The 24443-nt window shown below is 63.8% G+C and carries 23 protein-coding genes; 12 read left to right on the top strand and 11 right to left on the bottom strand.

Annotation, left to right across the window (positions count from 1 at the left end; translation table 11 throughout):
- Positions 1 to 54: 54 nt before the first annotated feature.
- From ACWJKU_RS16750 to ACWJKU_RS16730, 5 genes are all read right to left on the bottom strand, one after another.
- Positions 55 to 621: a DUF488 domain-containing protein gene (locus ACWJKU_RS16750; protein WP_454144098.1), complete on the bottom strand. Its 567-nt coding sequence runs from the start codon at positions 619 to 621 to the stop codon at positions 55 to 57.
- The gene (locus tag ACWJKU_RS16745) at positions 609 to 1532 is read right to left on the bottom strand and encodes a DNA-3-methyladenine glycosylase family protein (RefSeq protein ID WP_454144096.1); all 924 of its coding nucleotides are present in this window, start codon (positions 1530 to 1532) and stop codon (positions 609 to 611) included. Before ACWJKU_RS16745 ends, ACWJKU_RS16750 begins: the two co-directional genes overlap by 13 nt.
- Before the next feature lie 51 nt (positions 1533 to 1583).
- Positions 1584 to 2228, bottom strand: a complete 645-nt coding sequence (gene purN, locus ACWJKU_RS16740; protein ID WP_454144094.1) for a phosphoribosylglycinamide formyltransferase — start codon at positions 2226 to 2228, stop codon at positions 1584 to 1586.
- 378 nt (positions 2229 to 2606) lie between these two features.
- Complete coding sequence (locus tag ACWJKU_RS16735) at positions 2607 to 4604, bottom strand: CHAT domain-containing protein (protein ID WP_454144093.1); 1998 nt, start codon at positions 4602 to 4604, stop codon at positions 2607 to 2609.
- Position 4605: 1 nt separating this feature from the next.
- Positions 4606 to 6105, bottom strand: coding sequence for a metallophosphoesterase (locus tag ACWJKU_RS16730; protein WP_454144091.1), 1500 nt, complete (start codon positions 6103 to 6105; stop codon positions 4606 to 4608).
- A 261-nt stretch (positions 6106 to 6366) separates the two neighbouring features.
- Here ACWJKU_RS16730 and ACWJKU_RS16725 point away from each other — a divergent pair, with 261 nt between their 5' ends.
- Positions 6367 to 7227, top strand: coding sequence for a pirin family protein (locus tag ACWJKU_RS16725; RefSeq protein WP_454144089.1), 861 nt, complete (start codon positions 6367 to 6369; stop codon positions 7225 to 7227).
- A gap of 296 nt (positions 7228 to 7523) precedes the next feature.
- Positions 7524 to 7943: a hypothetical protein gene (locus tag ACWJKU_RS16720; RefSeq protein WP_454144087.1), complete on the top strand. Its 420-nt coding sequence runs from the start codon at positions 7524 to 7526 to the stop codon at positions 7941 to 7943.
- An 84-nt stretch (positions 7944 to 8027) separates the two neighbouring features.
- Here the strand turns inward: ACWJKU_RS16720 and ACWJKU_RS16715 are convergent, their stop codons facing one another.
- Together ACWJKU_RS16715 and ACWJKU_RS16710 are read right to left on the bottom strand one after the other, a co-directional pair.
- Positions 8028 to 9287 (bottom strand): HD-GYP domain-containing protein, encoded by a 1260-nt coding sequence (locus ACWJKU_RS16715; protein ID WP_454144085.1) that lies wholly within the window; start codon positions 9285 to 9287, stop codon positions 8028 to 8030.
- A gap of 344 nt (positions 9288 to 9631) precedes the next feature.
- Positions 9632 to 10645: a Gfo/Idh/MocA family protein gene (locus tag ACWJKU_RS16710; RefSeq protein ID WP_454144083.1), complete on the bottom strand. Its 1014-nt coding sequence runs from the start codon at positions 10643 to 10645 to the stop codon at positions 9632 to 9634.
- 270 nt (positions 10646 to 10915) lie between these two features.
- On the opposite strand from ACWJKU_RS16710, the gene ACWJKU_RS16705 reads away from it, so the two are divergent.
- The 4 genes from ACWJKU_RS16705 to rpiB all read left to right on the top strand — a co-directional run bounded on the left by ACWJKU_RS16705 (position 10916) and on the right by rpiB (position 13983).
- A complete protein-coding gene (locus tag ACWJKU_RS16705) occupies positions 10916 to 11965 on the top strand; it encodes a transaldolase family protein (RefSeq protein WP_454144081.1) in 1050 nt (349 codons plus the stop codon).
- 45 nt (positions 11966 to 12010) lie between these two features.
- On the top strand, positions 12011 to 12517 hold the full coding sequence (locus tag ACWJKU_RS16700) for a redoxin family protein (RefSeq protein WP_454144079.1): 507 nt from the start codon (positions 12011 to 12013) through the stop codon (positions 12515 to 12517).
- A gap of 108 nt (positions 12518 to 12625) precedes the next feature.
- Positions 12626 to 13465, top strand: a complete 840-nt coding sequence (locus tag ACWJKU_RS16695) for an inositol monophosphatase family protein (protein WP_454144077.1) — start codon at positions 12626 to 12628, stop codon at positions 13463 to 13465.
- Positions 13466 to 13554: 89 nt separating this feature from the next.
- Positions 13555 to 13983 (top strand): ribose 5-phosphate isomerase B, encoded by a 429-nt coding sequence (gene rpiB, locus ACWJKU_RS16690; protein ID WP_454144075.1) that lies wholly within the window; start codon positions 13555 to 13557, stop codon positions 13981 to 13983.
- Between the two features lie 214 nt (positions 13984 to 14197).
- Here rpiB and ACWJKU_RS16685 read toward each other — a convergent pair whose 3' ends face one another.
- Positions 14198 to 14821, bottom strand: a complete 624-nt coding sequence (locus ACWJKU_RS16685) for a bifunctional 4-hydroxy-2-oxoglutarate aldolase/2-dehydro-3-deoxy-phosphogluconate aldolase (protein WP_454144073.1) — start codon at positions 14819 to 14821, stop codon at positions 14198 to 14200.
- Between the two features lie 47 nt (positions 14822 to 14868).
- Positions 14869 to 16689, bottom strand: a complete 1821-nt coding sequence (edd, locus tag ACWJKU_RS16680) for a phosphogluconate dehydratase (protein WP_454144071.1) — start codon at positions 16687 to 16689, stop codon at positions 14869 to 14871.
- Positions 16690 to 16960: 271 nt separating this feature from the next.
- Between edd and zwf the strand changes: the two genes are divergently transcribed.
- A complete protein-coding gene (gene zwf / locus ACWJKU_RS16675; protein ID WP_454144069.1) occupies positions 16961 to 18436 on the top strand; it encodes a glucose-6-phosphate dehydrogenase in 1476 nt (491 codons plus the stop codon).
- Positions 18437 to 18439: 3 nt separating this feature from the next.
- Positions 18440 to 19147, top strand: a complete 708-nt coding sequence (pgl, locus tag ACWJKU_RS16670; RefSeq protein WP_454144067.1) for a 6-phosphogluconolactonase — start codon at positions 18440 to 18442, stop codon at positions 19145 to 19147.
- A 67-nt stretch (positions 19148 to 19214) separates the two neighbouring features.
- Here pgl and ACWJKU_RS16665 read toward each other — a convergent pair whose 3' ends face one another.
- The gene (locus ACWJKU_RS16665; RefSeq protein WP_454144065.1) at positions 19215 to 19997 is read right to left on the bottom strand and encodes a CHRD domain-containing protein; all 783 of its coding nucleotides are present in this window, start codon (positions 19995 to 19997) and stop codon (positions 19215 to 19217) included.
- Positions 19998 to 20319: 322 nt separating this feature from the next.
- Between ACWJKU_RS16665 and ACWJKU_RS16660 the strand changes: the two genes are divergently transcribed.
- The 4 genes from ACWJKU_RS16660 to purD all read left to right on the top strand — a co-directional run bounded on the left by ACWJKU_RS16660 (position 20320) and on the right by purD (position 23608).
- Positions 20320 to 20754 (top strand): glutaredoxin domain-containing protein, encoded by a 435-nt coding sequence (locus tag ACWJKU_RS16660; RefSeq protein WP_454144063.1) that lies wholly within the window; start codon positions 20320 to 20322, stop codon positions 20752 to 20754.
- 128 nt (positions 20755 to 20882) lie between these two features.
- Complete coding sequence (locus tag ACWJKU_RS16655) at positions 20883 to 21404, top strand: hypothetical protein (protein WP_454144061.1); 522 nt, start codon at positions 20883 to 20885, stop codon at positions 21402 to 21404.
- Positions 21405 to 21533: 129 nt separating this feature from the next.
- Complete coding sequence (locus tag ACWJKU_RS16650; RefSeq protein ID WP_454144059.1) at positions 21534 to 22178, top strand: MarC family protein; 645 nt, start codon at positions 21534 to 21536, stop codon at positions 22176 to 22178.
- Positions 22179 to 22330: 152 nt separating this feature from the next.
- On the top strand, positions 22331 to 23608 hold the full coding sequence (gene purD / locus ACWJKU_RS16645; RefSeq protein WP_454144057.1) for a phosphoribosylamine--glycine ligase: 1278 nt from the start codon (positions 22331 to 22333) through the stop codon (positions 23606 to 23608).
- Here the strand turns inward: purD and ACWJKU_RS16640 are convergent.
- The gene (locus ACWJKU_RS16640; protein ID WP_454144055.1) at positions 23587 to 24375 is read right to left on the bottom strand and encodes a hypothetical protein; all 789 of its coding nucleotides are present in this window, start codon (positions 24373 to 24375) and stop codon (positions 23587 to 23589) included. The genes purD and ACWJKU_RS16640 overlap by 22 nt on opposite strands.
- Positions 24376 to 24443: the final 68 nt, after the last annotated feature.

Raw genomic sequence — 24443 nt, 5'->3', positions numbered from 1 at the left:
AGAGCGTCGCCGGGGCGGATAGCCTCCGCGCCGCTCCCATTGAGGCATCTATGCTCATGATTCTATCTCCGCCGTCTCGGGCGGATAGGTGACGGCGGTGCCGTCGACCCTGGCCCAAGCGGTGAGTTCGTGGGGCGAGCGGCGGGTCTTGCCGAGAATGTGCTCGACCGGATATCCCCGCACCGTCAGCGCGTCCGCGATGAGCGAGCGATGGCAGCGCCAGGGTACGGCTTCGGCGCACATGAGCGCGATCCGGCCATCCCGCACCAGGCCGATCAACGCCTGCAAGTTGGCCTGAAATTCCGGGGTCTGCATGTAATCGGCGAAACCCCGGAACGAATCGTTGCGCCAGCCCGTGTTCGGCGAGTCGGCGCGCGGATGGCGCAATCCTCCGAGTCCCGGCATGTGGAGGTAATCGATGCCGGCCTCCCGGAGCGCGCCGGGCAGGGTTTCGCGGTTGTACTGCGGGTTGCGCCGCGACCGCGGCACGGTGCGCACGTCGATCACGCGGGACACTCCGTTCACCCGGAGGAGATCGATGAAGCTCGGCAACGGCCGCGTGGAATGGCCGATGGTCAGAATCAACGGCGAGGTTGCGTCATCACGCTTTACGTCAGACATCCCGATTCCGCCAGTCGCTCGAGCAGGAGGTGGAAGTAGACGAGCCCGGCGTAAGGCTGCCGGCTCGCCAGGATGCGGCGGACGCCGGCATAGTCCGGCGGCTCGGCGAGACCGAGCCAGCGCTTCAGATTGCCTTGGGCGCCGACGTCGTCGCCCGGAAACACGTGAAGGCGGCCGAGCCCGCGCAACAGCGCGTATTCCGCGGTCCAGCGCCCGATGCCCCGCAGCCGGCGCAAATGTTCCAGCGACGCCTCGTCGTCCAGCGTTTCGAGGCCGTCCAGGTCCAGCCGTCCGCCGGCGACGCCGTCCGCGAGCTCGACGATGGCCCGGGCCTTCTGCCGGCTGAATCCCAGCTTCCGCAGTTCCTCGAGATTCCGTCCCGCGAGATGTTCCGGCTCCGGAAAGGCGTGGACGAAGCCGTCGCGTCCTTCCGCGGCCGGGCCGAAATTCTCGGCCAGGCGGTTGAGCAGGATGATGCCGAGGGTCAGCGTGACCTGTTGGCAGGCGATGCCGTTGACCAGCGCCTCGAACAAGGTCGGGAAGCGCGGCGGCTTGAAGCCCTTGAAGCGCTGCGCCAGCGGCGCCAGTGCCGGATCGTCCGCTGCCGATCGGTAAAAGTCTTCCATGTCGATGCGGAGGCCGAGCAATCGTTCCAGGGACGGGGTCAGGGCGGACGCGGCGCGGGAGCCGTCGCGGCTTCCCGCGACGGTGACGCGAAGCCGCGGAGCGTGAACCGGGCCATCCTGCGTCACGGCGATCTCCCGGGGTTCGCCGTCCACCGTCAACATCCGGCGGTAAATTCGCCCGTCCCAGCGGTCCAGGCCGTTGTTCGAGCGGCGCCGGAGCGCCCAGACCGTCAGATCGAGCCGGAACGGCGGAACCGGCTCAACGAAAAAGCGCACGTCGTGCACGGCGAATGCTCCTCTTGGGTGATGGCGGCCGTGCGGAAAGGCGCGGCGCGCTCACAGGCGCACCGGTTCCCTGAGCGGCCGGCCGTCCAGCCATGCCTCGCCGTCGACCCAGCGCAACCGGCCTTCGGCGAACCAGCGAACCGCCTCCGGCAGAATCCGCCGTCCCTGTTCCCGCACCCGGGCGGATAGCGTGTCCACCGTGTCGCCGGGCAAAACGGGAACGCGCGCCTGCACGATGCGCGGGCCGCCGTCGACCTCCGGCGTGACGAAATGCACCGTCGCGCCATGCTCGGCCGCTCCCGCCGAAAGCGCCTGCTCGATCGGGTGGAAGCCGCGAAACGCCGGCAGCAGCGACGGATGGATATTCAGCAGCCGGCCGCGGTAGCGCTCGACGAATTCGGGCGTGAGAATCCGGTTGAACCAGGCCAGCACGATCAGGCCGGGAGCGTATGAATCGATCAATGTCGCGAGGGCGTGCTCGAATTCCGCACGAGAAGGGAAGGCGTGATGATCGAGCCGGTGGACCGGGATACCGGCGTCCGCGGCGTAAGCCAGGCCGCCGGCATCGGGGCAGTTGCCGATGACGGCGCGGATTCGCGCCGGCAGGCGGTCGTTGCGGATCGCGTCGATCAGCGCCCGGACGTGGCTTCCGGCGCGCGAGACGATCACGACGATGGGCAGGGGAGACGGCGGCATCGACATTTCGCCTGCGGCAAAAGCGTGGGGGCGCGGACCTGCGCTTTCGAGCCGCCCGGCGCGGCGAAGTCGCAGGAGGTTCCATGATCGATGCCGGGTTCGACGAGCGACCGGCTTTTTCTGTTTTGGCCTGACATGCCGTTGAAGATTTCGACGTTTGTTTTATCCAAAAAATCGCGGTTGAATCTCCGAAATGACCGCCAGGCCACGCCGGCCGCCGCAGGCCCTCACGCCAACCTCTTGCCCGACCTTCAAAAACACCCTCTCCCTTTGGGAGGGGCCGGGGCTTAGGGCTTTCCGGGTTGTTTCCGACGGCCGGATTTAGGATAAACGACCGCCGGAGCGCCCGGAAAGTTCGCGGGGCCGCGCCGCACATTTTCATGGCGGCGACTCGTCGCCCAATGCCAGCAAGGCCGTTCTGGCCAAATCGTCCCATTGTTCCCGCTGCCAGTATTCGAGATAACGCCTGAATTGACGCCGGGTCGACAGGATCGGGAACGCGCCAGGACCGAGCAAGCCGAGCATTTCTTCGCAGCACTGCTTGATGTCTTGTTCCGCCTGGCCGGATTTGAAGCCCGCTCCGCCGTAGGCGGCGCCCAGCAGCACGAGTTCGGCGAGCGTGGCCAAGGCATACGCGCGTTCTTCGCCGGCGATTTTGCGAAGCTTCCAGTCGACGATCTGCCGAGCGGCGTTCCACCACTGGCCGTAGTTCTTGGCCAGCGATTTCCAGGCTTCGGGGCTGTCGGCCAGGATCGGCGTCGCCAGCATGGAGAGATACTGGGTAATGGCCCAGGGGTTGAATGGTTCGATCTCCAGCGCTTCGCGATAAAGATCGCGAGCCGATTCATAGGCTTTGGCGCCTTTCTCCCGCTTCGTACGGGCGACTTCGGCATCGTCGGTTTCGCCCGCCGCGATCAGAAAATAGGCGATGCCGATGCGCTTTTCGCTGGCGGCGCTCATGCGCAGGCGTTCCGCCTTCTGCGCCGGCGATGTCGCCGTGACCGGCTCGGCGCACCACGCCTTGAGATCGGCGCGGATCGATTCGCACAGGGCTTCCAGTTCCGCATCCCGCGCGTCCGGATCGCGTGCCTCGGCGGCTTTCCGGCCGTCGGCGTTGGCGCCGACCAGTTCGTCGATCCGGTCGTATTTCACGTCGAATTTGCTGCGGAACCGGTTGTCGCGGAAGGCGTCCACTTGCCGCTCGAAGTTCCAGGGCACGGTCGCGTAGCAGACGATGCTCGCCCAGTCATGGGTGCCGGGGGAATCGGTGCGCAGCCGCTGGCGCAAGTCATGAAGCACCCAGCGGGGGTCGGCGCCGCTCAAGAGGCCGCTATAGAGCACCTCGGCGGCGATGGAGGAGGCTCGCATCCAGAGCGGGAATTGCGACGCGACGACCCAGGGAATGCCGGCCGCGTGCAGTTCGTGGGCAATGCTGCCGCCGGGTATCAGCACCGATTCGATGTTGCCGGAATCGCAGGTCGCGAGCGTCACCACGTTCGGGCGGTCCTTGGCGTTGCCCGAGGAATCCCGCGCCGTCAGCACGATCGCCAGGCGTTCGCCGTCGACCACGTCGCCTTTCGCGGGATCGGTCTCGCTGCACAGCATGATGCCGTAATGCCGGTCGCCCGAGTTATGGACCGGCGCGCCATGCGCCAGAATGTGGACGTGGGTGTACTGGGCGGTCGAGCAGGCTCTCCGAACCTGTTCGAGAGTGGCGTTGGGCAGCACTGTCAGAATCTGCTTGACCTCGCGGACCCGCTCCTCGGGCGTATCCTTGATCTTGACCCAGGGATCGATAGCGCGGCGGAGCGCCTGCAAATGCTCTTGCGCGGGCACCTGCGGGAGGCCGTCGGGCGACGCGAAAGCGAACAGGATGCGCGGCGCGCGGTTCCAGTCGATCGGCAGCGGCCGTCCGCGCCGGACTTCACGGGTCATCACGATCGGGGTGCGCGATTGCAGAAACAGGGGAGACCCCGAGCCGGGAAAACCGTCCGGCGCGATGGCCGCTTCGAAAGGCACCATGCCCAGCTCGAACGCGGATAGCGACAGCCGCAGATGCACCAGTTTGCCGCCGTCGCCGCGCGGGTCCGAGATCTCGGAGAGCAGCGCCGGCACCTGGCCCAGCACTCGCCCGACCGCTTCGCCCAGATCCCTCACCTCGGTTTCCCGCTGCGAGGCGGCGATGGGCGTCCCGTTGACGTCGTAGCGCAGCCGTTCGAGCCGGTTGAGCAGCTGCCGGTGCTCGAACGGCATTTGCACGGTTGCGGGGCCGTCGGCGCCGCACAGCGCGAGATACGGCGTCAGCGGCGACAAGAGTTGATTGTGCGCCGGCCCCGGCCGCAGCAGTTCGAGTTTGACGTTGCGAATCTCGCTCATCTCAGGCCCTCGCGAATTGTGCGATGACCCGCGGGTCGCCGCTGCCGTCGCCCTCGACGTGGGTCAGGCGGCCGACGACCCGGCCTCCTTCCAGCATGATCGAGACGGCGCTGGTTTGATCCATCACGAACGGCTCGCCGCCGAATTGCGCTTTGTCGATCGACGCCATCGCGCCGTTGGTCAGCACCTCGTAGACCGGCTTGAACGAGGCCGTGTCCTTGAGCATGGCGTCGGTAAAACGCAGCAGGCGAATCCAGGTGCCGGAGTTGAAATAGTAGCGCGAGCCGCCCATGTCGATGGCGCGTTCGAGATGGGTGTGGCCGGTGACGACGAAGTCCATGGCCTGTCCGACCGAAGCCGTCACCTGCTTGTAGGTGTCGTCCTTGTCGGCGATGTCGAAGGTCTTGTCGTCCGCGAGCCAGTCCTTGAGCGCGCGCCGCAGCGCTTCGTCCTTGCCGACGCCGGTGAGCCAGCCGGTGAGCCGGTCCCAGATCAATTGCGGAGTTCCCAGGGTTCCGCCCGCTTGCGGCGCGGGAGACGCGCTCCGCCGGTCGAAATTCTTCTCGGCGCTGAGCAGCATGTCGTCCGCATTCAGCGCGTCGAACGATTCGGCGCCCAACATGCCGGCCTTGACGTTGGGCCCCAGCAACTGATTGACCGAGAGCGCGGGCGCGCCGGTTTCCTCGCGCGGCTGAAAGCCTTCCGCCGACAGGCGCTGATCCGCCTGCCCGGCGCCCCGCTGGCGCTCGCCCAGGATCGACAGCAGGCTGTTGATCTTGGCCGCCTGCGACGGATCGAGAACCACCAGGGTGCCGACGGCGGCGGAGGTTTCGGGTTTCAGCAGATCGATCCACGCGTACTTGCGCTTCACCTCGTTCATGACCTCCTTGACCATGCGGGTTCCGGCGTTCGGATACCATTCGCTCGGGGCGAGCGAGCGGCCGGCGTTCAGGCGCCGCCCGACTTTCGCCAGATCCTCGTAGCGGTTGTAGTTCCAGGCGTCGACCTCGTTGCCGTGGGTGCAGAAAATCTGTGCATTGCCCACCGTACAGGTATAACCCGCGCCGGTGGTGGAGAATTCGATCCGCGCACGGGCGACAAGGTCTTCGCCCGCGAGCCGCGACAGAATCAGGCGCTGGACCGTGGGAAACGAAATCTCGATGTCGTGATTGCCGATGACGATCGCCAGCGTGCGTCCTTTCGCCTTCACGAAATCGGCCAGTGCTGTCCAAATGCCGGAGAACGATTCGTCGTCCATGATCCGCGTCACCGTGGCGACCGCTTCGTCGACGGCGACGTAGCCCCGGATGTCTTCGGCCAGCGTGTCGAACACGTCGCCGTTCAGAACCAGCGCGATGCGCCTTTCGGGACGCTGCGCCGTCAGCCGGCGAACGTAATTGGCAAGGCGTCCGGTTTCCCGCAGAATCTGGAAACCGGGCTTTCCGCCCATGTGGATATCGGAGATGACATGCACCTCGTCGTAAGTCGGGAATTCGTTCATGTTCTTATCTCCCTAAAAAGCCAGGATGTTCGTGTAATAACCGCCGCCATCGCGGATGATAAATCCGGTGTCATGGTTTCATAAACGATGCGCTTCGGATTATTGTAGGTCAACGTACCGCTTGTGCCGGGATAACGTGCCGGTGCGCGGAGAATAGCCCGGCGGGCCCGGTCCAAGGAAATCGGGCGTTCGCGCTCGCCGTCCGCGCGGCAGCGGCGGGGCGAATGCCGGTGTGTCGGTAATCGTCGAAGGAGAACGCTTATGGCCATTTCCCCGAATTTTGTTACCCGCGAGGTCGAGCGGCGGGTGGACGGCGCTTCGGTTTCGGACGGCGCGGGAGTCAAACTGTTGCGCGTGCTGTCCCCGGATTTACAGCGCCGGCTCGATCCCTTCCTGATGTTCGACGAGTTCCGTTCCGACAATCCCGACGACTATCTCGCCGGCTTCCCGGATCATCCCCATCGCGGCTTCGAGACGGTTACCTACATGCTCGCGGGGCGCATGCGGCACCGCGACAATGCCGGCCACGAGGGTGTGCTGACCGCCGGCGGCGTGCAATGGATGACGGCCGGCCGCGGTATCGTTCATTCCGAGCTTCCCGAACAGGAGCGGGGGCTGATGCACGGTTTTCAGCTTTGGATCAATCTGCCGGCGCGCGAGAAGATGATCGAGCCCGGCTACCGGGATATTCCGGCCGACGTCATTCCGCACCTTACCGCGGACGGGGGCGTGACGATCCGGATCATCGCCGGATCGGTGGCGGGCATTCGCGGCGCGGTCAGGCGTGAGGCGACCGAGCCGCTCTTCCTCGACCTCCAAGTGCCGGCCGGAACCGCCTACGCGGCGGCGATCCCGGCGGGACATAACGCCTTTCTCTACGTTTACGACGGCGAAGCCGAAATCGGCGCGCGCGGCGAGCCGGTGCGTGCCCGGCAGCTCGCGGTCCTGAGCAATCGCGCGGACGCCGACGGCGTGCGGCTGGCGACCTCGGCCGGCGCGCGGCTGTTGCTGGCCGCCGGCCGTCCTCTCAAGGAACCGGTCGTCCAGTGGGGACCCTTCGTCATGAACACACGCGAGGAGGTCGAGCAGGCCGTGCGCGATTTCCGCTCGGGCAAGTTTTAGAGCATTTTCATCTCGTGTTGACGGCGTTCCGTGCGGAACGCTCGTGTCGTATATAGCGGGGCGACTGAAGTCGCCCCTATGTCCGTATCGAAAACGCTCTGAAGCGTCAGAAAGCCGGGTTTTTGTCGGTTCCGGACAGGCACGGGACGGCATCGCGATTCGGCAAGCTTTCGGCCCGGTCGAGGGCGAACGGTCTCCGGCGGCGATCCTCATTTTTCCTTAATCTTTTTCCCGGCCGCGTTCTCATGTTCGTTTCGTACCCTGGCGCATACCAACGGGTCGTTTGTGGGTGATTCATGTCAGCGGATTTGTGGCTAGACGAGAGGACTGAGACGTTTTCATTCGCGGCGTCGTTTGAAGGCGTTTGCGGACTGTTGATCGACCTCGATCTCTATATCTTCAGCGGTGAGGGCGAATTGATCGACAGTCAGCCGCTGCGGAGAGGCCGTGCCGTGGCGGCGCTTTCCGAGGAGGAACTGCGCGGCGCGCGCATGATGATCGGGCCGCCGATACGCGATTCCATGCGCGGACCGGTGACGATGGACGCGATCAGGGATCGCCAGGGCTTCGAAGTCGGCTTCGGCGTGGCGCCGGAGCGCCGTTCGGCGGCGCTTTCCGCCGTGCCGGAAACGGTTTGGAGAACGTGGCAGCAGTCGGGCTCGTGGAACCGGCGGAGAGAAGATTCCAGCCACTTCGACGGCTTTCTGTTCTGGTGAGCCGAGGCCGCCGGGCGCCGGAAAGATCCGGCGGCTCAGCGAGGCGGCCGTCGGGTTCCGTTTTTCCGCTCGCCCGGACGCGCGTCAAGGAGCGGCGGCTTTTTGAATGAGCCCCTGTTCGTGATACTGCCGGATGTCCACGTCGTAGGTCCCGTTTTTCAGGATCGCCTTGATCCGGTAGGGTTGCCCGGAAGGGTCCAGGTCGAGCTTCGACAGATCGACGATGCGATGGGGCCGCGGATTCTTGTCCGGATCGAGCAGCAGAACCACTTTTGGTCTGAGTTTTTGCCGGGGATTGGCCTCGATGACCAGGGCCACTTCCTCGTTGCTCATTTCGACCAGGCTTCCGGCCGGATAAATGCCCAGGCATTCGATGAACTTTGCCGACAATTCGGCATCGAGGCGTTTTCCGCTTTCTTTGTTGAGAATGCCGATGGCGTCCATATGGGTGCGTCCCGGCTGGTATACCCGATCGCTGGTCACGGCATCGTAGGTGTCGGCAATGGCGACGATCCGGGTGAAAGGACTGATCTCCGCATCGCCGAGCCCGCGGGGATAACCGGTTCCGTCGAGATTTTCATGGTGCTCGTATGCGACCTCGACGGCGCCGGGATAGATGCCGCCGGAGGCCATCAGTATGTCTCGGCCGTGCGAGGTGTGCGCTTTCATCACGGCCATTTCCTGTTCGGTGAGCCGCCCCGGTTTGTTGAGAATGTCCAGAGGGACCTTCATCTTGCCCATATCGTGCATGAGTCCCGACAAGCCGAGGTTCCGGAGTTCGGGCAGGGGCAGACCTATATGGCGCCCCAGCACGATCGAGAAGATGCAGACGTTCATGGCATGCTGGGATGTGTATTCGTCCCGGTTTTTGAGCTGGGTCAAAAACAGCATCGCGTCGGGATTTTGGCAAATGCTGGCCACGCATTCGGAAACGACGTCTCTCGCGAGCCGGATATCGACGCCGCGGCCGAGGCGGATTTCGTCCATGAACCAGGTGACGAGCTTGCGGGCCTGCTCATGGATGTTTTGGGCGTTATCGATCTCCTGTTCGACGGACGCCCGCTTTTCGGGCGGGGCGGAGGTCCGGACCATCGGCGAGGGTCGCCGGATCTCGTCGGATTCCGGGTATCGGGTTCGATAGGCATCGACATAGACGTATTCGCAGACTTTCCGAACGGCTTCGATGTCCGCCTGCGTTGCGAGCGGGAATCCTTGGAACAGAAAGGGCGAGTCCAGCCAGGGGCGGTCCAGCTCGCAGACATACATACCGATCTTCAGATCGCCGACCGGCACCTTGACTTTGAGCAGGGTTTTCATGCCATGTGAATCGAGCGGTTTGTCCATCAGAACACCTTGCTAGTCTGACTCGAAAAGCAGCGGAGCCGAAACCTCCCTCTTCAGAGGGAATGGCCGAATCGGGACGACGATGCGGCGCATCGTCATCCTTCCGCTAGCCTCCCCGTTCACGGGGGCGATCCGCCGGCCTCCCCGCCGGCGGGTTCTCGTCCGGCGGATGAGGCCGGGCGCGGATTGAAACATGGTTTTTGCAAGACGATCCGAAACGGACGACGATAAGTATAGTTGGCGGGTTTTCCCGGATCGTGCTCGGCCTGTTTCGGGGTTTTATCGTCCGGCAAAGGCAGGGGCCTCGGGCGAGAGGTCCTTGCTTCCGGTCCGGTTGCCGGAGGTCACGGGGCCAGCTTTTCCGTCCGCCCGTGAGCCGCCGATCGCAATGCGGCGACGATGATCCGGCAATTGGCTTTGGCGTCGTCCAGCGAGAGTCGGGGCGCCTTGCCGGTCAGCGCGCATTCGCTGAAATGCTCGATCTCCAGGTTGAAATGATTGGCCGCGGGCAGGCGTTCCTCGCATTGCCGTCCGTCTTCCGTCCACCACGAAAGCACCGGGATATCGCCCGGAAGCTGCCAGACGGTATGGCATTTCAAGCCGCCTTTGGTGCCTATGATTTCGTATTCCGAGCGCCGCGCGCGTTCGAAGCTGAAATCGAAATGGGCATGCTTGCCGTCTCCGAAATCGATCACGCCGCTGGTGGCGATGTCCGCGCCGCTCTCGACGTATTTGGAGATGGCGGTCACGGCGACGGGCGGCGTATCGAAAAACATCCGCGCCGAATGGATCGCGTAACAGCCGATGTCCCACATGGCGCCGCCGCCGCGCTCGGTGTTTTCCGCGAGGCGGTACATGCGCGCCGGCCGCATCATGAACGAGTAGGTGGCGCGAACGGAGCGCACGTCGCCGACGATGCCGGAGTCGATCAGTTCCCGCACACGCGCGTGCTGCGGGTGGAAGCGGTACATGAAGCCTTCCATCACGGTCACGTTGCGTCGGCGCGCGGCGGCTTCGATCGCCTCGATGTCGGCGACGGTCAGCGCCATCGGTTTTTCGCACAGCACGTGCTTGCCGCGCTGGATGGCGCGCAGGGTCCATTCGGCGTGTTCGTGATTGGCGAGAGGCAGGTAAACCGCCTCGACTGCGGCATCGTCGAGCAGCGCGTCCAAATGGTCGTACGTCCGCACTCCCTGTTGTTGCGGGGCGTATTTCGCCAGCGTTTCCGCGGCGGCTCCGGGACGGCGGCTGGCGATGGCGACCAGTTCGGCGTTGGACGCCTCGACGATGGCGGGCATCAGGCGTTCGTTGACACGCGCCGCGCCGAGTATGCCCCAGCGGAGTTTTCGATCGGTCATGGATTTATCCTTTTTTAACGAATGAGCGTGCGCTTCATAGTGTCGCAGGAATCGGCGATCGTCTCCACCCGTAGAACCGCGACCGCGGCGGCGGACGTCCGCTTCCGCGCGAGGCTTGCGCTTGACACCGGCTCGACGCGGGCGCATCTTTCGATCGGATAGCACGGGAAAGTGCGTTGAATTTTCAACACGAATCGTTGCGCTCCGTTTCGGTCGAACGCTGACGGGCCAACGCATTTCACGGGTTTTAGCGCCCGCAAGGAGCATGTCATGTCACTGAAATCTTTGATTGCCACCGGCACCAAGCTCTGGCTCGATTCGATCGATCCCGAACTGGTCGAGAGAGACCGCGCTCTCGGCGCCACCGGCGCGACATCCAACCCCATCATCATCGCCGACATTCTCAATACCGGCCGTTTCGACGACCACATGCGCGCCTTGCTCGACGAAGGCATGGACAATTCGGCCATCGCCTGGGAAATGACCGACTACCTAGTGCGCCGCGCCCAGGAGGTCTTCCTGCCGGTTTGGGAGGAGACCCGCGGCAACGACGGTTACGTCAGCTTCGAGCTCGATCCGCTCCTCGAAGACCGCGAACTCGATTTGCCGCACGACAAGCGGGTCAGGGAATACATCGAGCTGGGCAAGCACTGGGGCCGCAGCCATGTCAATCGCCTGATCAAGGTTCCCGCCACACCGGCCGGCCTGGATGCGCTGGAGGAATTGGCCGCCGCCGGGATCAACCTCAACGTCACCCTCATCTTCTCCGAGCGCCAGTACAAGATCGCCCGCGAGAACGTCTGGCGCGGCGCGCAGCGGCGCGAGAGCCTGGCCCATTTCAAGAGCGTGTACAGCATTTTCGTCTCGCGCGTGGACGTCTATACCGAAAAGCATGTCCCGGAACTGAGTCCCGATGCCCAGGGACAGGTCGGCATCGTCAACGTCAAGCGCCTCTGGCAGCTCAACCAGATCTTTTGGAAAGACAAGAACCTGCCGCTTCAGCAGGAAATCGTCTTCGCCAGCACCGGCACCAAGAAGCCTGGCGACCCGCCCGACAAGTACGTGGAAGCCCTGGCCGGCAGCGATATCCAGACCAATCCGCCCGCAACCAACGACGCCGTCGAGAAGCTCGACAAGCAATACGCGCGCAAGGTCGATCAGCTTCCGCCTCAAGCCGTTCTCGACGAAATCGACGCCAAGGTGGACGTGGCGAAGATGGAACGGGTCCTGATGGACGAAGGAACGGCCAAGTTCGCCGACCCGCACAAGGCGCTTCTGAAACTCATCGTGCAAAAGCACGAGGCCCTGACCGGAAAATGATGTTTTCCGCCCATATCTTCCAATGACAACCGCTGAGGAGATACCATGACCATCAAAATCGGAGATCGCTTGCCCGAAGGCACGCTCTACGAATCAACTGAGTTCGAACCGGCCACCGGTTGTCCGATGAAGCCCCATACGCCGGCCGTCGGCGACCTCGTCAAGGGCAAGAAAATCGTGATTTTCGGTCTGCCCGGCGCATTCACGCCGACCTGTTCCGCGCAGCACCTGCCCGGTTACGTCGCGAATTTCGACGAACTGAAAGCGAAGGGCGTCGACGAAATCTGGTGCCTGGCGGTCAACGACGCTTTCGTGATGGCTGCATGGGGCCGGGAGCGGAAGGCCGACGGCAAGGTGCGGATGATGGCCGACGGCAGCGCCGAGTACGTCCGTAAGCTCGGGCTCGATCTCGATCTCACCGCGAAAGGCATGGGCGTGCGCAGCCAGCGCTTCGCGATGGTGGTCGACGACGGCGTCGTGACGCATCTGGCGGTCGAGGCTCCGGGCAAGTTCGAAGTTTCCGGCGCTGAGGCGATACTCGCACAGTTATAAGAACGTCTTTTTCATCGGCAGCCGCAGAGGAGGCGACCGTCGCTCTGCGGCTCTCCCGCCGTCTGATGTAGAATGGCCGGCCTGTATTCACGGTACGGAACACGCGCAATGCTACAAACCCACCCTTCGCTTACCGAGATTTTGGACGCCGCCGTCATCATCGCTCGCGGCGCGGGAGCCATTCTGCGAGAGGGGTTGACCGCCCTCGAAGCGCATCGCGGCACGGCGTTGCGGTTCAAGACGAGCGATATCGATCCGGTCACCGAATACGATGAGCGCAGCGAAAAGTTCATCGTCGGCGAACTGCGCCGGCTTTACCCCGCTCACCAGATCGTCGGCGAAGAGGGCGGGACGTATCGGGCCGAGGATTCCCGGCCGCCTGCCCGGAATTATCTCTGGCACATCGACCCGCTCGACGGCACCGTGAACTTCGCGCACGGTTTTCCCATGTTCTGCGTATCGATGGGCCTGCTGGTCGACGACGTGCCCTCGGTCGGCGTGGTGTACAACCCGGCCACCGACGAGATGTTCGCCGCCGCGCTCGGTTCGGGCGCCACCCGCAACGGCCGGCCGATTCATGTATCTGCGACGCCGGTCCTGAATCGCGCGCTGGTGATCACCGGCTTCGGATACGATACCCATGTCAGCGACAGCAACATGAAAAATTTCCTGGGCTTCCAGCGCAGCGCCCAAGCCACGCGGCGCATCGGCTCGGCCGCGCTCAACCTGTGCTACACGGCCACGGGGCAACTGGACGGGCATTGGGAGATGAAGGTCAAGCCGCACGACATCGCGGCCGGCATCGTGCTGGTGCGGGAAGCGGGCGGTACGGTCACGGATTTCGACGGCGGCGACGATATCTTGGATACCGGCCGCATCGTTTCCAGCAACGGCCTGATCCATCGCGAGATGCTGGACGTGTTGCAAGCCGCCGGCGACCGCGGCTGATCGCTGCCGGGAAAACCATCGTTCTTTCCGGTCTTTCTTGTCAACGGGCCGGGCATCCCGCCCGCCGCAATCGAAAATAAGGAGTCATCATGAAAATCGGCATCGCTTCTGATCACGCAGGATTCGCCTACAAGGAAGAGCTGCGTACGTGGCTAAGCTCGCTCGGCCACGAGGTCGTCGACTACGGTTGTTTCAGCGCCGAACGAACCGATTACCCCACCTGGATCCGTCCGTGCGCCGTGGCCGTCGCCGATGGGGAAGTCGAGCGCGGCATCGTGCTGGGCGGCAGCGGCAACGGCGAAGCCATCGTGGCCAACCGCGTGAAAGGTTGCCGCTGCGGCTATTGCTTCAACGAGGAAACCGCCTATCTCACCCGCCTGCACAACGACGCCAACTGCATCGCCATGGGGCAGCGGATCATCGGCCTCGACATGGCCAAGAAGATCGTCGAAACCTTTCTGTCCACCGAATTCGAGGGCGGCCGGCACGTGCCGAGGATCAAGGCGATCGACGAGTGATGCGGCGGCGCGGATCGGCAAGCCGCCCGGCCGTCGCCGCGCCGAAAAGCGCTCCGATTCAAGTGTCGTAGGATGGGCAAAGGCCAACAGGCCGTGCCCATTTTTTCAAGCTACAGGGCTGAAAGTTCTTCGCGAGGACGACTAAGCTAGAAATCCGTCCTCGGGAAGAGCGTGTGAAGGGAGTAAAAAAACGGCGGCGCAAGCTGCGGCGGGATTAGGGCTTGAGTGCCGTAGCCTCGCGGGCCAGGCGCGTGATTTCCGCCCAGTTGCCGCCGGCAACCAACTCCTTGGGGGTGAGCCAGGAACCGCCCACGGCGACGACGTTGGGGAGCTTGAAGAAATCCGGCGCGTTTTGCGCATTGATCCCGCCGGTCGGACAGAAGCGGACCTTGGGGAAAGGCCCCCTGAAGGAGTCGAGCATCTTGACCCCGCCGGCAGCTACGGCCGGGAAGAATTTCATGACGTCGAGTCCCGCCTCCATCACCCGCATCACTTCGGACATGGTGGCGACCCCGGGGAAGAAGGGCAGCTTGCTGTCGACGATGGCTTCGAGGAGTTTCGGGGTGGTGCCCGGGGAGACGCCGAACTGGGCGCCGGCCTCGATCGAGGCTTCGAGCTGGGCGGGGGTGGCGATGGTGCCGACACCGACGATGGCGTCCGGCACTTCCGCCTTGATCGCGCGCACCGCTTCCAGCCCGGCGGCGGTGCGCAGGGTGATCTCCAGGACGCGGATGCCGCCTGCCACCAAAGCGTGGGCCAGGGGAACCGCATGTTCCGGCCGCTCCACCACCATCACGGGCATCACGCTGGTTGCGCCAATGATCTGATCTATTTTCATACGTTCTTATCTCTCGAGTCGGTTGTGCGAGGTGAAGCGGGCTCGCCTCAGTCGTCAAAGTTGAAGGTGGTACCGCCGCGCTCGGCGGTGTCGGCCAACTGGCGGAATCCGCTGAACAGCTCGCGACCCATGGCGAACTGGTTGCCGGACAGGTCCGCCGTGGCGACTTCGCGACGTTCCCACTCCTCCTCCGGAACTTCGGCTTCCAGGCGGCCGTGGACGGCGTTGAACAGCAGCATGTCGCCGTCGCGCACCTTGACCAGGGGACCGCCCATGGCGCATTCGGGCGAGATATGGATCGCGGCCGGCACCTTGCCGGAAGCGCCCGACATGCGGCCGTCGGTGACCAGCGCCACACGGAAGCCGCGGTCCTGCAGGGAGGCAAGCACCGGGGTGAGCTGATGCAGTTCCGGCATGCCGTTGGCGCGCGGGCCCTGGAAGCGGACCACGGCGATGAAGTCCTTCTCCAGTTCGCCACGCTTGAAGGCGGCGATCAGATCTTCCTGGTCGTCGAAAACGACGGCGGGGGCGCGTACCACGTGATTCTCCGCCGCCACGGCGGAAACTTTGACCACGCCGCGGCCGAGGTTGCCGGTCACCAGGCGCAGGCCGCCGTCCTTGCTGAAGGGGTCGCTGGTCGGGGCCAGTACGGCGGGATCGAGGCTTGTCTTCGCGGCCGGGCGCCAAGCCAGTTCGCCGTTGTCGAGCCAGGGTTCCTGGGCCCACTGGTGCAGGCCGTTGCCGAGCACGGTTTCCACGTTCTCGTGGAGGAGCCCTGCGTCGAGGAGTTCGCGAATCAGATAGCCCATGCCGCCGGCGGCGTGGAAGTGGTTCACGTCGGCCTTGCCGTTGGGATAGACGCGGGCCAGCAGCGGCACCACAGCCGACAGCTCGTCGAAGTCGTCCCAGTTGATCTCGATGCCGGCGGCGCGGGCGATGGCCACCAAGTGAATGGTGTGGTTGGTCGAGCCGCCGGTTGCCAGCAGGCCGACAATGCCGTTGACCACCGTGCGCTCGTCGACGATGTCGCACAGGGCCGGGGAAGACTTGCTCTGGGCGAGCTGCACCGCCTGGCGGGTGGCGGCGCGGGTCAGCGCTTCGCGCAGCGGCGTGCCGGGATTGACGAAGGAGGAGCCCGGCAGTTGCAGGCCCATGATCTCCAGCAGCATCTGGTTGCTGTTGGCGGTGCCGTAGAAGGTGCAGGTGCCGGCGCTGTGGTAGGAGGCCATCTCCGATTCCAGCAGGGCTTCTCGGCCCACTTTGCCCTCGGCGTAGAGCTGGCGGATCTTCGCCTTCTCGGCGTTGGCCAGGCCCGACGCCATGGGGCCCGCGGGCACGAAGATGGCCGGCAGATGGCCGAAGCGGAGGGCGCCGATCAACAGGCCCGGCACGATCTTGTCGCAGACGCCGAGCAGCATGGTGGCGTCGAACACGTTGTGGGACAGCGCCACCGCGGTGGACATGGCGATCACGTCGCGGGAGAAGAGGGACAGCTCCATGCCGGGCTGGCCCTGGGTCACCCCGTCGCACATGGCCGGGGTGCCGCCCGCCACCTGGGCGGTCGCCCCCGCGGCGCGCGCTTCGGCCTTGATCAACTCCGGATAGGCGCCGTAGGGCTGGTGCGCTGACAGCATGTCGTTGTAGGAGGTGACGATGCCGATATTGGGTGCCACGTCGGCCTTGAAAATCAGCTTGTCCGATGTGGGCAGCGCGGCATAGGCGTGGGCCACGTTGGTGCAGCTGATGCGGTGGCGGGTGACGCCGCTCTGGTAGGCGGTCTGCATGCGTGCCAGGTAGGCCTTGCGGCGGGCTTGGCTGCGGGCGCGAATGCGGTCGGTAACGGCGAGCAATGTGGAATCTAGGGGCATACGATTTTATTGATATGACGGTCTTGTTGGAGCTGCGTCGGCGGGCCAGGGGTTGCCCCGCAACGGCGTGTAGCTAAGCCCGCCACATTTAATCCAAGCCGCAAAAGAGTGTCAAGAAAATGCAGCCGCCGGCCCGGAAATCGGCTGGACAGCGCGGGGCGCGGCGAGTAGTATTGCAAGGTTTTTCACCCGGGTTTCCGGGCGTGCCCGCGGTGCGACACGAGCTCCGCCGAGCGAAAATCGGCACGGTCTATAACAAGAGGATCTAGCGGTGAGTCAGCTCCCATTTCCCCAATCGTTCAACCTGGTTTTTTTTGGCGGCGCCGGCGATCTGGTCACGCGCAAATTGCTGCCGGCGATGTACCAGTGCCACAAAAACGGCCTGCTGGTGGAGTCGGGCCGCATCCTCTGTCTCGATTTGCAGGATTTCACGCAAGACACTTTCCTGGCCGCGGTGGACGACAAGGTCAGGCCGTTCGTGCCCGGGGCCGACTGGGATGACGCGGCCTGGGCGACATTCCGCTCGCGCCTGGTCTATCTGAGGCTCGACGCCACCCGACCGGAGCAATACGCGGGGTTGAGCACCCTGCTGAAGGAGTCTCCGGCCGAGGTCAACGTCTTCTATCTGTCCACCGCGCCGTTCCTGTTCGCGACGATTTGCAGCAATCTGGCTCGGCAGGGGCTCAACGATCCGAACAGCCGGGTGGTGCTGGAGAAGCCGCTGGGGCACGATCTGGCGTCCAGTAATGCGATCACGGCGGAGGTGGGCCAGCACTATCAGGAAAAGCAGATCTACCGGATCGACCATTATCTCGGCAAGGAGTCGGTGCAGAACCTGATGGCGCTGCGCTTCGGCAACTCGTTGTTCGAGCCGCTGTGGCGCCGGATGTGGATCAGCAACGTTCAGATCACGATTGCCGAGGACGTGGGAATCGGCAGCCGCGGCGGGTTCTACGACAAGACCGGCGCGTTGCGCGACATGGTGCAGAACCATTTGCTGCAGCTGTTGTGCTTCGTGGCGATGGAGCCGCCGGCCAGCCTCGACTCCGACGCCATCCGCAACGAAAAACTCAAGGTGCTCGAGTGTCTGGTGCCGTTCACCCAGGAAGATGTGCTGACCAAGACCGTACGCGGGCAATACCGCGCGGGCGTTTCGGATGGCCGTCAGGTGAAGGGATATTTGGAAGAGGACAATATCCCGGCCGGCAGCATGACGGAAACCTTCGTGGCGATCAAGGCGGAGATTGCGAATTGGCGCTGGGCCGGAGTGCCGTTTTATCTATTCACCGGCAAGCGCTTGCCGACGCGACTCGCCGAGATCGTGATCCATTTCCACGACGTGCCTCATCATATCTTCCCGCTGCCGAGCAGCGGTTCGCGCGCGCCGTCCAAGCTGGTCATCCGCCTGCAGCCGGACGAATATATTCGTTTATACCTCAACGCCAAGGCGCCGGGCGATTCTATGGAGCTTCAACCAGTGTCGCTCGATCTCGACTTCTCTGGAAAATTCAAGGGCCGCCGGGCCGAGGCATACGAACGCCTGCTGCTCGATACCATTCGCGGCAATCAGGCGCTGTTCGTGCGCCAGGACGAACTGGAACTGGCCTGGCGCTGGGTCGAGCCGATCCTGAACACCTGGGCGGCCGACCCGAGCGGTCCGAAGCCCTATGCGGCGGGCACCTGGGGGCCGTCGACTTCTTCCGAGTTGCTGTCGCGCGACGGTTTTGGCTGGCATGACGAGGGTTAAGGCATGGTAGACATTCAATGGTTCGACGATAACGCAAGCCTCGCGCCGGCGCTTGCCGCGGCCGTGGCGGCCGACGTGCGTGCGGTGTTGCAGACGGAACCTTTCGCCGCGCTGGCGGTGTCGGGCGGCCGGTCTCCGGTGCCGGTGTTCGAGGCGCTGCGCGACGAAGACCTGGACTGGGCGCGCGTGATCGTCACGCTGGTCGACGAGCGCTGGGTTCCGGAAACCGATCCCGCCAGCAACGCCGCCCTGGTCAAGACTCATTTACTGCAAGGCCGCGCGGCGGCGGCGCGTTTCGTCCCGCTCTATACCGGCGATGCCTCCGCCAAAGACGCCGAGGCGGCCTTGGCGGCCACTTTCAAAAGTTTGCCCCTACCGTTCGCGGCACTGATTCTCGGCATGGGAGACGACGGCCACACTGCCTCGCTATTCCCGGCCAGTCCCAACCTCGCCGCCGGGCTGGCGCTGGGCGCTTCGACGGCGGATACGCCGCCCTGCCTCGCTCAAGTCGGCGCGGTGGCGCCGACCGAGCGCATCAGCCTGACCTTGCCGTGGATTCTGCACGCGCGGCGGGTTTACCTGCAATTCGGCGGCGCCGGCAAGGCGGAAGTGTTTACGGCCGCGCTGGCCGAGCCGGACCGTCGCTATCCGGTGAGCTTCGTGCTCGCGCAAGATAAGACGCCCGTCGCGGTGTTCGCTGCCCGGAATTGAGGTCTGCCCGCTGCTTCAAGGGGCATGTGTAGCCCTCGGGCAAACGCAGGATTCGTTTCTGGCGGAGCTACGGAGGATTGAAGACGGGCGACGGCGTCGAACCCGTGAAGGGCGGATTGAAGCCCGCGGGCGGCAGTGGCGATATCTCTCTAAACGGGGGATTGAAGCTCGAGGACGGAGATTCTCTCAGGGGCGGGTTGAAGGTCGTGGGCAATGAGATGACTGTCTCGGGGGATTGGGTAACGATCCTGATGAAGGTGCCCGATTCGCCGCCGAAATCCAAAGGCACTCTGGCGGACGAACCGAATGTTCCGGGCGGCGGCAAGACGGTCGAAGCGATGGGCGTTATCTGTACCTGGCCCCGGATTTCGCCCGAGGGAAACGCGGCGGAGGCGACGTCGACAAAGATGTTTCCGTCGCGCATGGCGGCGGCCAGATCGGCGAGAGTGACGATGTTTCTTCCGATCGTGGAAAAACAATCCACGCCTTGAACGATGCCGGCTCCGGTCAGCGTGGCCTTTAGACCGACCGAGCCGTTCAAGCCCCCTTCGATAAATCTTACCAGCGAAACGACTGCGGGCCCCGCCGCGCCCCGCGGGCCGCAATGCAGTCGGGCTTCGGTGATATTCGCGCCGTTGGCGAGCGTCAAGGAGAACTGTGCCGCGGTTTCTTCCGGGTTGAACAGAAAATCCGTCCGGCCCGACATCAGGGTATCGACCGGCCCGGGCACTGCCTCGATCCCGCCGAGGGTGGCGTCGAAGCGAAGGGGCAAGACGCTTCCGTCGTCTCCGTGAGCCATGCCGGCAGCGAAGATCAAGGGAAACAATATCGATAAAGCGCAACGGTTCACGTCTAACCTCCGTGTCATTGCTGCCCGCCGGAAATCCAGGCCGGGCGCAAACATTCCGAGTCGCTGCGGTCGGCTGAATGCTTTCGGCTTTTTTGCGGGCGCGGCTGTGATTTCAGACCGGCCCCGTCCGGAGAGGTTCCGGGCGCCGTCGGCGCGCGGGCCGGCCGAGGCCGAACCGGTTCTTTTCCGACGTCTGGAATACGTTATATTTGTTCCTTCGACTGTCTTTAGAGAACGGCTTGAAGAATACGGAATACGGAACCCGGAGCGGTCCGGGCATGCCCGCCCATTTCACCGCCCGACTCGGACTGCTGGAGGATTTATGAAGAAAGGGGTGCTTCTCGCGTTTCTGGTCTTTGCCGTCGCTTTCGGTCCGACGGCCGGGGCCGGCGTCTACAAGGTAACGGGTCCGGACGGGAAGGTGACGTATACCGATAGTCATGCGAAGGGCGCCGATGCGAAAGTCGAGACCGTTGAGATCGACGCTTATTCCGGATCGGCCGAAAGTTCCGCCGCCTCGCGGAAAGTGACGATCTTCACCACGGAATGGTGCGGCGTATGCCGGAAGGCCAAATCGTACATGGCAAGCCACGGCATTGCCTACGACGAGTTCGATATCGAGAAATCGCCATCCGCAAAGAACCGGTTCGACCGGCTTGGCGGCCGGGTCGTGCCGGTCATCCTGATCGGCACGGAGAAGATGATGGGATTTTCCCCGGCTAGATTCGAGGCGATGCTGCGCGGCTCCGGGATGTAAGCTTGGGACCCGCCGCAATACGGCGGACCGGCGATCCGGATTTCGCGGTTGTCCATTGGATTTACCGCGGCGGCATTTATACAATCGATCGCCAGCGTTGATTTGATTTTTACCGCAAAGGACGAGACATGCAGCCGGAGAAGCAGAAAGTTCCGATCATACATTGGGCCCGGTGGGCGATGCTGATAGCCGTCGCGCTGGTGATCCTGATCGTCGCCGTTTTGTTTGTCGTGGGCAGAAAACCCGCTACCCGCGAACCCGCGCCTCAACAGGTTCCTCCGGCGCCCCTGCAGGAACCCGGCAAAGCGCCTGTCCCGGAACCCGGGGTACAGGCTCCGGAGGCGGAAGAAATCGCGGTTGCGGGCCAGGGCGGGCTGGGATGCGAAATCGAGAAGGATGTCCACGAGGTGACCGTGAAGGAAATGGGCGGGAAGGATATCTTCGATGCTTACGAAGAAGGCGTGCTACTGACCGACGAGCACGGCGTGACCAACAAGTACTACCTGGATATCGATGGGGTGCCGGAAGAACAGAAGTCCCGACTGCCGGCGCTGTTTGCAACGGGAAACCGTCTGAAAGTTCGCTACGTGATCTGCGGCAGCGGAGGGCTTCGGTTTCTGACTTCGATTCAGGCGCAGCCGCACGGCTGATCGCACGAAAGCCACGGTCACAGCGCGCCGCCGGCGATCGGCGTTCGAATCCGCCGATCCGCGGTTTCGTGTGGCCTTCCACTTTCCCTTTAATGCCGCCGTTACGCAAAGAACGTTCAGTGACGCTCGATGGATGAAGGCTTGTTGCAGTTTGCGTTGACGGCTTTTTTCACGCTGGCCGTCGTCGTCGACCCGCTCGGCGCCGCTCCGATCTTTATCGCCTTGACTCGAGGGCTGGGCAGGAGCCAGCGGCGCAAGACCCTGGGCCGCGCCTTGCTCATTGCGTTCGGCGTGACGATTTTTTTTCTGCTGGCCGGCAAATACCTGCTGTCGTATCTCGGCGTTACCGTGCATGCGTTCGCGATCAGCGGCGGCATCCTCCTTTTTGCGACCGCGACGCCCATGCTGTTCGGGCTGCGCGCCGGCCTTCAGGCGCCCAAAGGAGAAGAAAAGCGCACGGCGGGCGAAGACATCGCGATTTTTCCGCTCGCCATTCCCTTGCTTTCCGGACCCGGCACCATCACCGCCGTCTTGCTGCTCGCCAACAGAGCCGGGGCCGATATCGTTCACCTGGGCGTGCTGGCCGGCGTCATCGCCGCCATTTACCTGATCACCTGGTGGCTGTTGTACATCAGCGAAATCCTGACGGGATACCTCGGCGAAGGCAAGGTTCACATCATTACCCGGGTGCTGGGAATCGTGCTCGCGGCGCTCGCGGTGCAATTCGTACTCAATGGCATCCGGGGCTTTTACGATTCTTTGGTCGGGCCTTGACCCGGACGGTCGGCGCGGACGCCCCGACGATGCGAGCCCGACCACGGAAAGTATACCGCTCTCTTTCTTTCCTCCGGCGAAACGGAATCGCGGTATGGAATTGGTTAAAATGAAGCGATCGAGAATTCTTATACATCAACTGCAATAAAACCATGAAAGTACTGATAGTCGGCGGCGGTGGACGGGAACATGCATTGGCGTGGAAAGTGGCGCAGTCTCCCAAGGTAGAGCGGATTTTCGTCGCGCCGGGCAATGCCGGGACCATGACCGAGCCCAAAGTGGAGAACCGGCCGATCGCGGCCGAGGATATTCAAGGCTTGTTGGCCTTTGCGCGGGATCAGGCCATCGACCTGACGATCGTCGGTCCCGAGGCCCCGCTGGTCGCCGGTATCGTCGACGAATTCCAGGCGGCGGGACTCAAGTGCTTCGGTCCCACCCGGCTTGCCGCGCAACTCGAAGGCTCCAAGGCCTTCTGCAAGGACTTTCTGGCCCGCCACGGCATCCCGACCGCCGAATACCGGACGTTTACGACGGTCGACGAGGCGGTCGCCTATATCCGGCAAAAAGGCGCGCCCATCGTGATCAAGGCGGACGGCTTGGCCGCGGGCAAGGGCGTGGTCATCGCGCAGTCGGAAAATGAAGCGGTCGAAGCCGTGACCGACATGTTGTCGGGCAATGCGTTCGGTTCGGCCGGGCATCGGGTCGTGATCGAGGAGTTTCTGCAGGGCGAGGAAGCGAGCTTCATCGTCATGGCCGACGGACTGGACGCCTTGCCGATGGCGACTTCCCAGGATCACAAGGCGCGGGACGACGGAGACAAGGGGCCCAATACCGGCGGCATGGGCGCCTATTCGCCCGCGCCGGTGGTGACGCCAGAAATCCACCGGCGCATCATGAGCGAAATAATTTTACCCACGCTGAAGGGAATGGATGCGGACGGCCATCCTTACACGGGCTTTCTTTACGCCGGGGTGATGATCACGCCGGACGGCGCGCCCAAGGTGCTCGAGTTCAACTGCCGCTTCGGCGACCCCGAAACCCAGCCGATCATGATGCGGCTCAAGAGCGATTTGCTCGATTTGTGTCTCGGCGCGCTGGAAGGCCGCTTGAGCCGGATTCGAGCCGAATGGGACGAGCGCGCGGCGCTGGGCGTCGTACTGGCGGCGGGCGGATATCCCTTCGATTACATCAAGGGCGACGAAATCGAAGGGCTGCCGGAACGGGCGAGGGCGGACACCAAAGTCTTCCATGCCGGTACGGCGCAGTCGGACGGCAGAATCGTCACGGCCGGAGGTCGCGTGCTATGTGTGTGCGCCCTGGGCGATACCGTTTTAGAGGCCCGGCGGAAAGCGTACGAACAGGTGCGCGAAATCCGCTGGGAAGACATGTACTACCGCACCGATATCGGCTATCGGGCGATAGGGCGCTGATCGCTCTGGCGCGGCATCGGTCTCAGTGGCAGGTTTACGACCTGCGGATAGCCGTCCAGTTCGAGCCCGATGCGCAGGGTTTTGGCGCTTCGGGCTTCTTCTTTTCCGGGAAAAAACAGATAGCCGCAAGCCAGTTCCCCCGGTAGCAGCCGCTGGTTGCGGAGCGATTTTCCGATCAGCTCCCGGCGTATCCGGTCTTCTAGAAGCTGGGAATCCTGCCCGCCGCCGACGATCGCCCCGACACCGGCGCCCGCGGCCGCATGTTCGGGGAGATGATCGCCGAGCCCGCTGCCCAGGACCAGTCCGATGGCGAAGGAGGTCAGCGCACCGGCGCCGGCGCCCCATGCGGCGCCTTGCGCCGCGTTGCTGAGCAAAGTGCCGAATCGCACGGCGCCCGCCACCCGGTTATGGGCCTGCTCGCCGGTCAGCAGAGGCCAGGCCTGGCTTTGCTGATCGATCAGGAACGTTTGTTGCGGGTTGACCCTGACGACGCTCGCGCTTTGATTGTCGATGACGATGCGCACCGGCAGCAATCCGGCTCCGCGTATGTCGAATCCGAACGCTTGCTCGGCCTGTTCGGGATCGGCATAAGCCTCTGCCGCCACGCGCGCGCCGTCCACATCCGCGTGATCGTCGCTGGCCGAGGGCAGGGGCGCCGGGGGGATGCGATCCTCGTAGGTCGCGCACGAGACCAGCAAGGCGCATATCAGCCCGAGCGCGCACCGGCCTAACGGTATGAAATTCGGAATGGCTGGAGAATCGTTCATCTTCTGAGACCGGATCGAGTCGGGAGACTCCGCGCAGCGGGACGATGGGTTCAATTATAATGGGTCGC

The sequence above is a fragment of the Methylocaldum sp. MU1018 genome, from assembly GCF_053646775.1.
Note: the sequence above shows the minus strand (reverse complement) of the source record. Positions and strands in the feature narration are given on the sequence as shown.